The 15,002-nt window shown below is 38.3% G+C and carries 14 protein-coding genes and 1 tRNA gene; 2 read left to right on the top strand and 13 right to left on the bottom strand.

The features are described 5' to 3' along the window. Positions 1-111 precede the first annotated feature (111 nt). From G4P69_RS24450 to G4P69_RS24430, 5 genes are all read right to left on the bottom strand, one after another. Entirely contained in the window at positions 112-1,659 is a 1,548-nt protein-coding gene (locus G4P69_RS24450; RefSeq protein ID WP_243902270.1) for an ATP-binding response regulator, read from the bottom strand. Positions 1,660-1,827: 168 nt separating this feature from the next. Continuing rightward, entirely contained in the window at positions 1,828-2,280 is a 453-nt protein-coding gene (locus G4P69_RS24445) for a DoxX family protein (RefSeq protein ID WP_208340483.1), read from the bottom strand. 344 nt (positions 2,281-2,624) lie between these two features. Further along, positions 2,625-4,622 (bottom strand): DUF4129 domain-containing transglutaminase family protein, encoded by a 1,998-nt coding sequence (locus G4P69_RS24440; protein ID WP_208340482.1) that lies wholly within the window; start codon positions 4,620-4,622, stop codon positions 2,625-2,627. Then, on the bottom strand, positions 4,619-5,965 hold the full coding sequence (locus tag G4P69_RS24435) for a DUF58 domain-containing protein (protein WP_208340481.1): 1,347 nt from the start codon (positions 5,963-5,965) through the stop codon (positions 4,619-4,621). The genes G4P69_RS24440 and G4P69_RS24435 overlap by 4 nt, the downstream gene beginning before the upstream one ends. Positions 5,966-5,980: 15 nt before the next feature. Continuing rightward, positions 5,981-6,943 (bottom strand): AAA family ATPase, encoded by a 963-nt coding sequence (locus G4P69_RS24430; protein WP_208340480.1) that lies wholly within the window; start codon positions 6,941-6,943, stop codon positions 5,981-5,983. A 1,444-nt stretch (positions 6,944-8,387) separates the two neighbouring features. On the opposite strand from G4P69_RS24430, the gene G4P69_RS24425 reads away from it, so the two are divergent. Together G4P69_RS24425 and G4P69_RS24420 are read left to right on the top strand one after the other, a co-directional pair. Then, positions 8,388-8,735: an STAS domain-containing protein gene (locus tag G4P69_RS24425; RefSeq protein ID WP_208340479.1), complete on the top strand. Its 348-nt coding sequence runs from the start codon at positions 8,388-8,390 to the stop codon at positions 8,733-8,735. A 127-nt stretch (positions 8,736-8,862) separates the two neighbouring features. Then, a complete protein-coding gene (locus tag G4P69_RS24420; RefSeq protein WP_208340478.1) occupies positions 8,863-9,303 on the top strand; it encodes an ATP-binding protein in 441 nt (146 codons plus the stop codon). A gap of 16 nt (positions 9,304-9,319) precedes the next feature. On the opposite strand, the gene G4P69_RS40030 is transcribed toward G4P69_RS24420, so the two are convergent. From G4P69_RS40030 to hisF, 8 genes are all read right to left on the bottom strand, one after another. Continuing rightward, complete coding sequence (locus G4P69_RS40030; RefSeq protein WP_279605123.1) at positions 9,320-9,451, bottom strand: hypothetical protein; 132 nt, start codon at positions 9,449-9,451, stop codon at positions 9,320-9,322. A 66-nt stretch (positions 9,452-9,517) separates the two neighbouring features. Beyond that, entirely contained in the window at positions 9,518-9,757 is a 240-nt protein-coding gene (locus tag G4P69_RS24415) for a hypothetical protein (protein WP_208340477.1), read from the bottom strand. Between the two features lie 140 nt (positions 9,758-9,897). Continuing rightward, complete coding sequence (locus G4P69_RS24410) at positions 9,898-11,361, bottom strand: hypothetical protein (RefSeq protein ID WP_208351872.1); 1,464 nt, start codon at positions 11,359-11,361, stop codon at positions 9,898-9,900. Between the two features lie 116 nt (positions 11,362-11,477). Further along, positions 11,478-12,638, bottom strand: a complete 1,161-nt coding sequence (locus G4P69_RS24405; protein ID WP_208340475.1) for a hypothetical protein — start codon at positions 12,636-12,638, stop codon at positions 11,478-11,480. A gap of 763 nt (positions 12,639-13,401) precedes the next feature. Further along, positions 13,402-13,626 (bottom strand): hypothetical protein, encoded by a 225-nt coding sequence (locus tag G4P69_RS24400; RefSeq protein WP_208340474.1) that lies wholly within the window; start codon positions 13,624-13,626, stop codon positions 13,402-13,404. A 67-nt stretch (positions 13,627-13,693) separates the two neighbouring features. Then, positions 13,694-13,766, bottom strand: a tRNA-Ala gene (locus G4P69_RS24395). A gap of 102 nt (positions 13,767-13,868) precedes the next feature. Next, positions 13,869-14,060 carry a hypothetical protein gene (locus G4P69_RS24390; RefSeq protein ID WP_208340473.1) on the bottom strand — a complete coding sequence of 64 codons (192 nt, stop codon included), beginning with the start codon at positions 14,058-14,060 and terminating at the stop codon, positions 13,869-13,871. Between the two features lie 79 nt (positions 14,061-14,139). Then, positions 14,140-14,931, bottom strand: a complete 792-nt coding sequence (gene hisF / locus G4P69_RS24385) for an imidazole glycerol phosphate synthase subunit HisF (protein ID WP_208340472.1) — start codon at positions 14,929-14,931, stop codon at positions 14,140-14,142. Positions 14,932-15,002 lie beyond the last annotated feature (71 nt).

Genomic DNA, 15,002 nt, shown 5'->3' with positions numbered 1-15,002 from the left:
CGTAAACCATCAAGGTTAAGCGCGAAAACCCCCGGTGGTCAGCCGAGGGTTTTTCATTGTTTGAAATTGTATCAATTTTTACACTGCTTCAAATTGACAAACAAAAAATAGCTACTTTTTTCCTATTAACTCAGCAACGACTTCAGTCAGCACCATTGGATCTACAGGTTTAGTTATATATCTGGTGAACCCTGCTTGTTTCATATGTTGAAAGTCTCTCTCCTGTGCATAAGCAGTAAGTGCGATCGCAGGAATTTGTCCTCCTTTTTCTACTGGTAACGCTCGCAATTGGCGTAGTAGCATATAACCATCCATTTCAGGCATTCCTATGTCGCTAATGAGTAAATCTGGCTGCCAAGAAGGCAGTACGTCCAGCACTTGTTGTGCCGATGCTACATGATTTACAGTTGCTCCGTACTCTTCAAGGATAAATACGACAAGCTCACGGGTGTCTAGATCATCGTCCACGACTAGTACTTTCAGTGATGTAAAATCTGGAGAATCACTAGAAACATCAAGCTTTTCAGTTTTGTCGGATACAATGGCCTTTAAGGGAAATGTAACAATAAAGGTTGATCCAAGACCAACTCCTGGACTCGAAGCAGTGACTGTTCCACCATGTAGTTCTACTATGTGACGGACGATCGCTAGTCCTAACCCCAATCCTCCAGATTCTCTTGTCGTTGTGCTATTCTCTTGACGAAAATAATCAAATACGTAGGGCAAGAAGTTCGGTTGGATACCTTGACCTGTATCACTTATTTGGATTTGAGCATGTGTATCGCTTGCGGATAATTGCACTTCCACATGACCATTGATTGGTGTAAACTTAACAGCATTAGACAATAAATTCCACAATACTTGCTGTAGGCGATTATAATCGCCTGCTACTTGTACTACATTTAAAGGATATACAGTTTTAATTTCAATCGACTTAGCTTGAGCCGCTAATCGTACTATTTCAATTGCGGCTTCAATGGGAGAAACTAGGTTAACCACACCAATTTTGAGACTCATCTTCCCCTGTAATATTCGGGAAATATCCAACAAGTCTTCTATCAACTCAGCCTGTAACTTAGCATTGCGCTCGATTATTTGCAGCGCGCGAGTTGTGGTAGCTTCATCGTATTTACGCTCTACTAGCAGCTTTGACCACCCAAGAATTGAGTTGAGTGGGGAGCGCAATTCATGGGAAAGTACTGCTAAAAACTCATCCTTAACACGGTTAGCTGCAACCGCCTCCTCTCTTGCAGCTCGCTCCCTTTCCAAGAGTTGATCACGTTCTTCTCCTGCTTGTTTAGCTTTGACTAAACTTTCATCAGCGCTTTTTTTTGCAACCCTTAACTGTTCATTCAGTCCGCTAATTAATAGCGATACTAAACTGAAAATCAAAATTAGAACAAGACTAGCTGGTCTTATTTGTTTTTGCAAGTAGATGCTAGGAAGGAAGAAGTAGTTACACGCTATCACCGATAGAATAGTCGCTAGTAGTCCAGATTTAAGCCCACCATCCCATGCTGAAAAACTCACTGCTGCAAAAAACAATATGAATACGCTATGGTTCAGAACTGGCTTCAACCACAGAGTTACAAGCACTGCTAATGCCACGCTTGCTATAACAACGCCGTAAGACAGCAATGGAAAAGGCTTTCTTTTCAAGAGTTTATTAACCTGCACTACTTTTTAGATAGTAACTCAGGTGTACTCATAGATACTAACAGCCTTAAATTAAGGTTTTACCAACAATTTTAACTGTTGACCAAAGGTATCCCCGAAACCCACAAGGTAAAGGTTCGGAGATATCCCTGCATCCCATTGGCTCTCCTCCTACAGCCTCCCAAAGATTAGGAAATCTAGGGAAAGCGCGCCTGGTCCCAAACACACAAATAATAGAGCAAGCATAAAGTAAAGAAGAGAGGTGTCATAAGACTCACCAGGGGCATCTGGAGCCGATTTTACAAAGGGAATACCATGTGCCAGATGTAGGGATAGAGCGATTATCATAGCAAAAGCTAAACCTAAAGCAGCGAGTGGAGTCAACAGACCAAACATCAGACCAATACCCCCGCCAAACACTGCTATTGCCCCAAGTGCTTGAAGAAAACCTGGAAATCCAGAAGGTTTTTCATTGATATCCATCCAATGCAATGGATTTTTAATCATTGGGAAACTGTACACAACCAGTACTGTCCCCCAAACTAATCTAACTCCAAGCAGTACCCAAGCATTAAGACCAGTCAAAAACGGTGGTAAATATTGAGCTAAAGTTTGTATTTGCATGAGTTAATTACTCTCTTTGTTGTCAAAATTTAGTTCACTAAATACAAAATATGCACGCGATAGCTTGCCTAAATTAGAAAACATATTAAACACTCCAGTTATCATACTTGTTTCTCTATTAATTGTCTATTATTAACGATAATAGAGACCCCTAATTCGACGATAGTAGCTAATATTTAGGTATGGGATAGTTAAGATGAGTAAGTGTAATGGTTTGAGGAGGAATATGGACGATGGGGAGAATATCATTTTACTCTGCGTCCTAAAGGAGTGGAAATGCTTAAGAACTTTCAGTCTTAATATCCTACGCACAGAATTCAATTCTGAATTCTGGCTCCTGAATCCTAAATTCTTCTTTGGTGATATTTGTCCAACCAGGATTTAACAGATGATTTTAATCTCGCTGTTTCACTTTCTTCAATTCCTTGAGGATCGAAACGGTGTCGATAATAAAGTTCAATGATCGAGGTGAGTTCTTCTATTAAATCTGACGTGTGCAATTCCTGTTTCAGCCTCTCAATCCACTTTTTTAAAGACTCTGAAGGTTGACGGCTTAAGCCTAACTCGTTTAACACCTTCTCTATTATATAAAACTCGGAAGGTGTTTTATTTGCAACATTTGTAGCAAGTGTTTTTGACAAAGTTCGTTTTTTAGATCTATGGAGTAACAATTTCTCCCGATTAAGAATTCGCATTACTATAAAAATCAACAGAAAGAGCAGCCACCATACATGCTTAAATAAATTACTATGTCGGATGTATCGGAAACATGCTGAAATTTTAAAAATCAAAAACGACCATAAATCAGAAATCAATGCCCATTTGGGAGCAGTTGCATCTTCGAGAGTTGTCCAATCAGCAGGGGTTGTGTCAATTACTTGCCATTTACCCCCTACATATGCAAGTGTCCAAGCATGAGCGTGGCGAGATCTGACAACATATTGGTTCTCTAAAGGGCTAAATTCATGAACTGAATACCCTACAGCATAACGAGCTGGTATACCCACCGCACGCAACAGAAGCGTGGTTGCAGTTGCAAAATATTCACAGTGTCCAGAACGAGTTTTGAGTAAAAATTTAGATATAGGTGTTGAATATTCGCCTTTACCAGCAAGTTTTAGTGAATAGCTAAAATTCTTTTGAAAAAAAGTCTCCACACGTGGTAAAATTTGTTCTGGCGATTTTCCTAGAATATCTATTTGGCTAATAACTTGATTAAGTGCTGGTTTTTCTTGTTTCGGTATTTGTAAGTCATTTTCCGTCGGTGGCTTATCCAAAGAAAGACTAGGCTCAAAATGAATTTGGTACGCGATCGCGTCGAAGTTTCCCTCCACCTTTACCGTTCCATATTTGTTTCTCTCCATACTATTAACTGGTAATTCATCAATTTGGAATGTTCCATCCGCCAGCTTTAACAAACCTTTCCCATTATTAAGGCGAGTAGATATAGAGACGGTAGAACTATGAGCAGGTTTATTTGCTAAATGCCAAGTGGTACCATTGCTTTCGGGTTGTATAGAAGTAAAATCAGGACTAGACGCTAGCCAATCGGAAGATTGGTACTTATTATAAGTTGCTTCCCTTAATAGTAGAGGAGAAGTGAGTTGAGCCCGAGAAGCCACTCTGAAAAGAATGTCGTTCGACATTTTTAACAAACCAATCTCGCCGATATTGGTTTGCTTATTTAACGGATCTATATATTGTCCACTAGTGTTAGCTAACCATTCAACAACACGCTCTTCTACAGTTAGATGGAGTTGGTGTAGTCCAAGATGTCCTATAAATCCGATATTGCCAGCAAGAAGAATTAAGATAAACCAATTAATAAAAGGGAATCTTTTAGAACGCACAAACCAAAGCGCAACAGATGTAATTAAAAACATCCCGAAATAGAAATAATTATCCCTGTTGTTGGCACAACTTGACGACAAAATACAAATAGCAAGATAGAAATAATTTAAATTAACTGTTACACTTTTAAAGTTATGTTCATTGTGTACTTTCTTCAGTATAAAAAATTGATTATGTATATCAATATGGTCATTGATAGAGTAAGATTGAGCTACAATAAGCGGAAAAAATATACAAGGAAGCCATTGTAGAAGATGATAAATGAAATAAATTGAACGATTTTCTAGGAGAATATAAACAAACGAAAGAAAAAAAACAATGATGCATAAATCAGTAATTCGCCTAACATCGTATGCAGAAAAATCCCAGCGCCAATCGATGAAGTGTGAAGCTTCAAGTATTAGAGCTATTGGTAAAGCAAAAATCCATAGTCCTGTCTGCCAACCCCAAAAAATCACAGATGCACCAAGCAGAAGCACAGGAGTTTTCATAGACTCATCAATCCCTCTTGTATTTTCCCTAACGTTAAGATGTGAAAAGTTGCTAATTCATCGCTCGTAAACTCTGAATTAAATTTATGTAAGAGTTCTGGTTTATCTGTAATAATAAACACTGTAATATAGACACCAACATCCCTCAAATAATTGACTAATTTTCTTCTGTTCTCATCCCAACAAAGAAATATAGCAATACAACTGTTTAATAAAGAAACTCTTTCCATCACTATTGGGATAAGAGAATCGAAAGATTTATCTTGGCAGGCAACAACAGATGCTAAAATTTCTAGAATTTCGTTGGAAGAACTTAGCCCTCGACCAATCGTAAAACAATAAGCTCTATTACCTACAAAAATTAGATCTAATAACGATTCTTGTGTCTCAATATCGCAAGCAAATGAAGCTGCAATTGATACTGCTTCTTCTAAAATTTCGCTATATTTTGCAGTTTGAAATGTATCTAAAATAATGGCGTGCCGAACCAAAAATTCGTCCTGTTCTTCTTTAACAATTGGGTGACCAACTTTTGCCCAACTTTTCCAGTGAATTTTTCGCAGAGAATCTCCAGGACGATAATCGCGCAAAGATCTAAATTCTTCAGATTCTCCAACAGATAAGGCTAATGTAATGCCAGCAGATTGATATCTTTTCGAGCCAGGAAGTTCGATTCGGGGTAATTTATATAGTTTTGGTAGAATCAACAAAGATTGCGGTAAAGAAACACTGATCCAAGCATTTACAAGACCAAAAGGATCTGGTCGCGCAACTGTTATACTAGTAAACCGAGTGGTACCTCTGTAAGAGGGTTCGATTTCAAAAACGACTTCTGTTTTACTATTGGGAGGTAGAGAGGGTAAATCGAGTGCTTTTGCCTTTACTCCTTGGTTCCTAGAAATTAGCCAAAGCCAGCGGTAATATAAAAAATCTAGCCTAATAGACTCAATAGATTTATTTTCAAAGATTTCTGTCAACTCTTTCAAAGTAGGGCGGGGATCTGCGAAATTTTCAAAAAGTTTTAGTCCATTTTGAGTTTTGTTACTTTTATTGTGAATCACAATGCGGTACTTTAATTTAATACCGACAGAGGCAAATCGTGGTAGAGTGCGTGTGGCGCTGAAGCGATAGCGAAAAAAATGCCTAGACGCGATCGCTATAATTAGAATCGATAACAACAAAGTAAATATTTGATAGGTTACGCTTTGGTTAGTATCTAAGCTAAGAAACCCACAAATAACTATCCAAGAAAGAACCGCCAAACCACTTGCAGTGAATCTTCTGGTTAGCTCTATTTGAAAGCGATAGCTAAAACACAAAAGACAGTAAAGAAAATGTTTCATCTTTTAGCTTCAATTTCAGACAGGAACAGGGACTGATTGTAGAATCTCTTCAACAACTGCTTGAGCAGTTCTACCCGAGAAGCGGGCTTGGTTTTCCATGACTAACCGATGAGCAATGACTGATACCGCAAGTTCTTGAATATGTTCTGGTGTCACGAATTGATAGCCATCGAACAGTGCCAAGGCTTGAGCAACTTTCATTAACGCTATTGAAGCTCTTGGGCTAGCCCCTAATTTGACACCTTCTGCTGATCTAGTCGCATTGACAATCTTGACAAGATATTCTTTTAATTCCTGACTTATCCTAATCTGCTTGACTTGCTGCTTTAAAGTGATGACATCTTCGAGGTTAACGCAAGGTTGAATTGTATCAATCGGATGTCGCTGGATTTGATCTTTTAAAAGGTTCACCTCGTCTTCCGGTGATATGTATCCCAGACTAAACTGGAGAGCAAAGCGATCCATCTGAGCTTCTGGAAGCGGGTAAGTTCCCCGCAATTCCACCGGATTTTGAGTAGCGATGACAAAAAAAGGATCTTTAAGTGCTTTCAAATTACCGTCAACGCTCACTTGAAACTCTGCCATAGCTTCTAGTAGTGCAGATTGCGTTCTTGGCGAAGCCCTATTGATCTCATCAGCTAAAAGAATATGCGTAAAAATCGCCCCTTCGTGGAAATGAAAGGTTCGTGCGTTTGGATCTAGCACGGAAACGCCCAAAATATCAGACGGTAGAAGATCTGGCGTAAATTGAATCCGTTTAAACATTACATCTACAGAGTAAGCTAGAGCTTTCGCTAGGGTAGTTTTACCAGTTCCTGGATAATCTTCTAACAAAACGTGTCCACCACTAGCGAAGGCTGACAGTAACTTCCTAATTGCTGATGATTGCCCTTTCATCACTTTTTGAATGTTGTCGCAAATCTTCTGATAAATTTCTGTGCCTGATAAGCCAGTCTTTTGTGTGTTTACATTATCCATTCTCATTTATCTTGACATCTAGTTTTATTTGCTCCTACCAAGCTATGAATCTCCAAATATTGGAACGATTCTAACTCCTGTATTCTGACTCCTGTATTCTTACAGTAATGTTTACCTCGGCAGAGCTTGTTTATGTTATGTTTCCCATTTAGGCATCAAAAGCTATCGCGATTCGATCAGGATCTATAAACTGCAAAGTTAACCATCCGCAAGACACCCCACCGTCTACTTTTTGTGCGATCGGGCAGCGCTTCGCTATTGCTCAAGGGTGAATGGCTGAGCCAATCGCACTTGTGGGAGCTTGTGGTGCGACTATCGCCCTGAAAAACCTATTGCTGAGGGTGTTAAGTTTTGTATGTGCTTCATTGCACAATTAAAGCTTACAATTTTACAATGACTCTGCCTTAAGAAATAACCACTCAGGATGAGGATCGAGCAATCGATTCTTTATAACCTAAGAGTTAAGAATAAGCGTTGCTTTAAGCTTATGGTTACTGTACTCATTCTCATTGCCTTGGGTGTTTTGACTCAAGTTGTAGTACTAGCAACTTCGAGAAACACAACTCCGCGATTTACTCCGCCTTGTAGCACTTGCGGATATCAAATCCCTTCAACAGAGTATGGGATCGTGACAGAGAAGTGTCCAAATTGCGAACGATTAATAAATCTTGGTGTTGATCTGAGCGACTGGGGATCCTAAAAAGAGAATCGACAATAGAATTCATTGTATGATAAGGGTTTTGCAAAACTGGCAAGAAATTGGTGAGGCATTCGGTAAGTAGAATTACCAACCAGCAACCTTGGAAGACTGAAATGTTGAGTTGTTTACCCTTAGATCCCCTGAAATCCCTGTTTCTGTAATATTTTTTGCAAAAAATTTATAATCCCTATACTTATCACGTAAAAGCTGGGAATACTAACTTCAACAACTTTGTGAAACGGAGTCATAACAAGCTTGATTGTAGAATTCCTTGTTCGCACAATTCCCAAAGCTCAGCCCCGGCTTTGTTCGGCTATATATCTTTGGCTATGTAATACCTCATTAATCACAGGGAGCTGCAGTAACTTTAACCTTGAGCCACACGACCTAGAATCTACCATTTCTGAAGTTAGAGTTCAACCTCAACCACTTGTAATTCTTGACAAATGTGATCAGAGTGATGTGCCTAGCCAAAAGGATAAGCTTGCATATTTAAGTAATGAGCAATCTTTACTATGGCGATTGAAAGTTGCTTGGAATAAGCGTATAAAAAATCAATCCCGAGTTCATCGGTATAAAGCCACAGGTATTCTCATAGCATTCAAAGAAGATGCTTTAGACATATTTACGTATTTTCTAGATTCAAGTGTTTATGTAATCATAAATACAATAAAAGTGTTGCCACTTTTACTTTTATAGTGCAACATAATAATATATTCACATACTAAATTTTACCAAAGTATCATGAATAATACTGTCAAAATTTTTCAGCCATCTGGAAGATTAAATGCTATTACTGGCAATAAATTACGTCGTGAAATTAAAGAGCTTATATGGTCTGAAAAGAATATCATTGTTCTAATTGATTTACAAAATGTGAACTTTATAGATAGTTCTGGATTAGGGATTTTGATTTCTGCTATGCAAATGATAAAATCCTCAAACTCTCAATTTTTTATATGTTCAGTAAATCAACAAGTCAAAATGTTGTTTGAGTTAACGAAGATGGATCAAATATTTAAAATATTCAGTAATAAAGATGAATTTGAGCGTCAAATATTGACGATTCAGTTATCGAATAGTGGAATGTAATTACTATATATAACCTGATTAAGATGATTTTTTGAAAAAGAATATTTAGCGAAGATCTACGTTTTAGTTTTTTTATCCATCACCAATTAGTATTATCTGTCCTAAGCCAGATGTATTTGGTCAAAGTATGAATATAGATTTTATCAATGTCACTCAAAAAATCCAGCTTCAAGTAAGCACAGATCTTGGTGCTTCTGAACAGGTGCTATCATGGTTTGAGCAAATTAATCGCCCACCAATTGCAGACGAGAAATTATGGTGGCAATGCCAGACGCTTTTAATAGAAGGATTTATCAACATTGTTGAACACGCTCACAAAGGCTTACCGCAAGATACTCCTATCGATATAGAAGCAATTCGTTTCGATCAACATATAGAAATTCGTATGTGGTCGTATGGTCAGCCATTTTATTTAGAGTCTACATTACAAAAAATGTCTGAACTACACGAGAATTTTGATGAGGGTGGGCGTGGTTTAAAAATTATGTCTGCTATTGCAGATAAACTGAGCTATGATATCCAACCAGATAATCGCCAGTGTTTGTTTATATCTAAAAAAATTTGGTAAATTATAACATTTTCTCTCAATCAGCACAGATAACAGGATTACTTCTATCTTCCCAGCATTTTAAAGGGCGATCGCTAAAGTCTTTAGCTTCACCTGCTACCATTTCTATATAGATGATGCTATATCGCGAGATTTTATGACGCTTCAAATGTCCTTAGTTTCCTCCAGGACGCAGTAGAATTTTGTGCTATTGCACCTGAAGTAGCATGGTTAATCAACCTACTAGCAGGTTATCGTCTTCACCTATAGTTAGGTAACATTCTGACAATTTTCCTTTGTATTTTAATTTGTCACTAATCGGTATTTCGTAGAGATTTATCCACTGTCTTATTACTTCTGCTGCGCTTACGCCTTTGCTCAAAGCTATTTCTTTCAACTTATTTTTTTCTTCTTGAGTCATTTTGATTTGAAGATATTCCTGTTTTTTAGGATTGTGTAAAGTTTTATTCGTCATAGATAATTACTGGTATTTTTACTGATATTATAATCAAAGCCCAAAAAAAACACCACAGAGAATAGTGATCCTTTGTGGTGACAGATTTAAAATAAAACTTCACCTAAAATTATGACAAAAATAACCGCTGATTTCAACCGTTAGTTTAAATCTAGGCAAATCTGGGTATAAGTAGACATTCTACACTTACCTGATTTTCTTCTAGACCTAGACACGGCAACGGATACCGTATCATTTCCCGTGAGAATTGCACTCACCTCGAAAAGCTCCAGCTGAATTGAATTGCTTAAGAGTCTGGGCTCGGTTACAGGATAACCAAGCTGACTGTTAAGCGTAACCTTTCGTGTCCTGTTAAGACGGGCGGTGTAATATTGATGCCTGGGAGTGCCTTTGACACTCCGAGCAAATCTACTCCAATGCGACCAAACGTGCTTCACCTTATTATCCTCAGTGTAGGCGGACTTGGAAGGAAGTAAATGATGTTGGTTTGGAAGTCTTTCGGAAAATCTTCGACCACGACGAGCTATAACAAACGCCGCAGAAGATGACGAATTCATGCCATAAGTAGACATGAATTTCATGAGTCCGACTAAACTGCTATAAGCAGGTTGAACTTTTTTGTGATAAATACCGTGCTTTTGACAAGCATTATTTAGCGTGTCATTCCATTGAGAATAGGCAAAAGAAGATAGCATCCTCGCGTATTTCTTACCTTTTTCTCGTAACTGCGCTTTCTTACCAGAAAAGTCTAATTTCTCTGACGCTAGAGGGAAATTATATAGCTTTGCCTTGAGAGCGATAAAAGTGGCGGCATCACTAAGAATTGCTTCTCGTTGATTCGAACTTTTAGAATGTAGGTCGATTTTGTAATCACCGAATTCTAGTAAATTCCCCTGCGCATCGCAGACAGCCCAACCAACAGAATCTGCATTTAAATCAATACCAACGTAGCCAGAAAGGTACTCTGAAGTAATTTCCCTTAGATTTATATCCGTCGTTGCCGCCACATACCAACAATCATTTTTCCAATAAAAACGGAGTGTTACGGCACTGTATCCAACCTCCCATTTTTCGGTTTTATTTTTAGTTTTTACTTGATAACAGCGAGGAGAAATCGCCTTAACAATCTCATGCTTGCCATGCTTGAAATTTAAGCTATTAATTTGAATATATTGCCCACCCAACCTTTTTTCTAAAGCGTAAGGGGTGCGAATAGAAAGAACAAAGTTATCCGTCTGTTCAATGTAGTCAAACTGCGCTGTCTGGTTGCCGGAGGATTCATCTTTACTACCGACAAGCATAAAGCTATTTGGTTCGGGCAAGACATAATTAGGTTTGGTGTTGGCAAGGTGTTTCAGCTTATTTTCTAATAAGTTTAATCTCCGTTTCTTTTGGTGTAAAGCAAATTTAGCATCTTGAAGTTGTGTTGATTGACGCTGCTTAGCGTTAATGTTGCAAGCTTTTTTAATTTTTAACTTGAGACCTGAAAAGCCCTTTTTGGAACGTTTTGATTTCCCCTTCTTCTCTTGCTTAGCAAAATCTCTAATTTGTTTTTCACGTTTATTAATGTCAGACTTAATTGATTTAATCTGACCTTCTAGCATTTTGATATGGTTAGCTCTGTTCTCATCAATGTTTAATACAAAGCCTGGGCCCAAAAGCAAAGAGGTTAGGCAGCGGCATGAAGCTCCGTCTTTTTAGAGTGGGGTACTTACTAGTCTCACTCAGTGTAAGATTGCTTTAAATTATCATTTATCAGCTTACCTACTATCTCTGTAGCTTTGGCTCTAGCCTTTTGTCTTTGCTCAGCAGAGGTAACCTTCACCTCCTCCTCTGGATTTCCGTAGAGGAGGTAGTAAGCTAATTGTTGGAGGTATTCTATATGCTCTTCCAGAAAACTGTTTTCTGGACAACTGCCTGAATCTAATATCTCACCTATTAAATCACTTATTGGTATGTCTCTTTTATTTGCTATAGTAGCTAGTGAATTATAGTGAGTATTTGCCTCTTTCCTCATGTGAGGAGGAAAATAGGAAGCATACATAAATCTACAAAGATAGAGTCTGCGATAGATCTCTACCATATGTAGGTAGTTATTACCTAGATTATTAGAGTTCAACTCTTGTTTGATAGTTTTCATGGTAGTGTTTTGTAGTTGTTTTATTAAAACATCATTCCAAGGTACTACTTTTACAGCATCACCTTCTTCTACTTCACGCCCCTTAAGGTGTCCCGTAACTGCAGCAGGACGGTCTACTTTTGCTAAAAATTCAGGACCAGGAGTTACAAGAGATGCAGAAAGAATATCTTCATTGCTTAATTGAATGTTGAGTACAGTATGCTTTATATAATAAGCAAAATTTAGTCTAGAAAGTCTTGAAGTATCTTGCAATTTACCAATTAACAATTGTAATTGTAACTTTTGATTTTTGGTTATGTATTCACAAAATTCCTTCCAAATATTATTTTCTTTCTTATTACTCCTAAGAAGATTCTTTAAGAAGTTATTGTCTAAATTAAGATTCCAATTAATTGGAACTCCATCTACTTTGGGAATAATATGACTCGCACGGTCGTAGTGAGTAAGAGTAATTTTACTTTCTCCATTGGGGTGAATCCCAAAGCCATTCCAAGAAACTAGTAATGGAATAGTTGCTTCTTTTTCAGTTTTTTCCCAAGCTTTAGAGCAGTAGCCATTGTTGACTGTATAAACATCTACACCTTTCTTGGAAGGTTTTTGTTCAGCTCCAGAAAGAGAGATAGCTAAAATGAAACCATGCTTTTTCACATACTCTCTATCTGAAGGATTTACATTGGCTAGATGCTTTTCCCAAATGTCACACAAAGATAGTTTGCTTTTAGCAGAGCTGTTGTTAGACATTATCCTAAAACTCCAGGAGGCACACTACTATATGATTCCCACTCCCAATGAATTTTTAGACACATCTTGACTTAGATTTAATAAATCACCTGAGACTTAAGCGGATTCGAACCGCTGACCCCTTCAATTCTATTGAAGCACAACTAAATATAGTACGCTATATTAGGACTTATCATTGAAGTTGTCTCTATGCAGTGGCATAAATTAGCATAGGGACTTATGAGACAGATCCAGGTGAGAAGAAATGGCAACTCTTTCTTTATTAGGCGAGTATTAAGAATTTATGCCTGTCATCCTACCTAGTAACATCATAGACACTACGATCTTGCCCTGAGTACTTCTCATAAATATGCTGATAAACCTCCTAGCACTTTTGATCATATAGCTCAAGAGAATAATTTTGGGAGAGCTTATCCAACTGGTTTTTAACAGTAGAGTGGTAGCAGTTTAATCTCAGTTATCTAGGACTTCCATTTTTTCTGATTGAGCAACGGTAATTTGTAGCTTTCCATCAGCTAACTTTTCAGGGGTGCTATCAAAGCTATGAGACAGCTACTTGTCTTAAGTGCAGTAGTCTTTTTACTTACGTAATCACAAAAAGAAAAAAGGAAGAATTAATCTACCTTAATAATTTATTCAGTAATTACTAAATTACATACCAAACTTAGAGAATTCGTTTTCTTCATCTATATCGTTAGTATCACTAGTAGAAGCAGCAACGACTTCCTGTTGAGCTTGTCGAGTAGGTTTAAGGAATAGGCTTTTAACCTTCTCTCTTTCTTAGGAGACTATCCCAAGAGACTACTTCTACAGTATCTACTTCTTCTATTTCACGCCCTTTTAGACGCTCCATCACCGCAGATGGGCGATCTACTTTGGCAATCCACTCAGATCTGGGAGCTATAAGAGATGAAGAATAGATTTCCTTTCTGCTTATATGAATGCGGAAGGCATAAAGTTGGCTCTGATTATTGGCATAGATTGGCATAATGAATTTTTGGAGACAACTTCAGTGAGATTGAATAAATCACCTGAGATGCTCGCTGTATAGTAGATGGAGCTAAGCGGATTCGAACCGCTGACCCCTTCAATGCCATTGAAGTGCTCTACCAACTGAGCTATAACCCCGAACAGTGCAGTTACTAATTATGCCTTAACTATCGCAGTTTGTCAATAGGAAGTGACAAAATTAGTTGATAGTATAATAAAGAACAACTAGCACTGGAATATTTACGATACTTGTAATAAGTAGCTCATGCAATGCCCCATAAGGAAGTAGACTACTAACATAGCAGCAGCAGCCACAGCGACTAGCGCACCAGCCAACATCATTGAAAATTCCTTATCTGCTACCGCTCGCTCCATTAGGTGGAGCGACCACGCTACTAACGCTACATCAAAAACTAAAATAGGAATCAACATACGTTTTAATAATTGTTAAATCTTTTTAACTAATGTTAACATCCTTTTCCAGAACTGTGTTGAACAACTGTAGATGTAGTTAGACAGGAATTTCCAAACTAGGGGAATTTCTCACGGGGACGTTATTAGTCTGCAAATAGCTTTTAATTTCTGCCACACTCAATTGCCCATAATGCAAAAGTGATGCAAGTAGTGCTGCGTCTGCTTTGCCTTTAGTTAAGGCATCATAGATGTGTTCACAATTACCAGCGCCACCAGATGCAATAACTGGAATTTCTACCGCATCCGCGATCGCGCGCGTTAGCGGTAAGTCGTAACCTGCTTGAGTCCCATCAGCATCCATACTTGTCACCAAAATTTCACCTGCACCCCGTTTTTCGACTTCTTGCGCCCAAAGTAAAGCATCTATACCTGTATTTTCTCTACCTCCTCGCACATACACATCCCAGCCTGGATTATCAGGGTCTTGTCGGCTTTTGGCATCAATAGCAATGACTATGCACTGATTACCAAAGCGTTCACTTGCCTGATTAATCAAATCAGGATCGCGTACTGCCGCAGAATTAATACTAACCTTATCTGCGCCTGCTCGTAAAAGATTTTTAACATTTTCTAAGGATTGAACTCCACCACCCACAGTTAATGGAATGAAGACCTGTTCAGCAGTCCGGTACACAACGTCGATAATCGTATCTCGGTCTTCATGAGTTGCTGTAATATCAAGAAACACTAACTCATCAGCACCAGCTTCGTTGTAAACCTTTGCCAGTTCTACGGGATCGCCCGCATCAGCAAGATTAACAAAGTTAACTCCCTTTACAACCCGTCCCGCCTTAACATCCAGACACGGTAAGATTCTTTTAGCCAACATGAGTACTTTTACACTCCTGAGTAATCACCCGGAAATTAAATTTTAAATTGGAGAGAGGATTTCCAACAGAA

This window comes from Aetokthonos hydrillicola CCALA 1050, assembly GCF_017591665.1.
Taxonomy (GTDB): domain Bacteria; phylum Cyanobacteriota; class Cyanobacteriia; order Cyanobacteriales; family Nostocaceae; genus Aetokthonos; species Aetokthonos hydrillicola.
The sequence above is the reverse complement of the archived record's forward strand: the minus strand, read 5'-3'. Positions and strand labels throughout refer to the sequence as shown.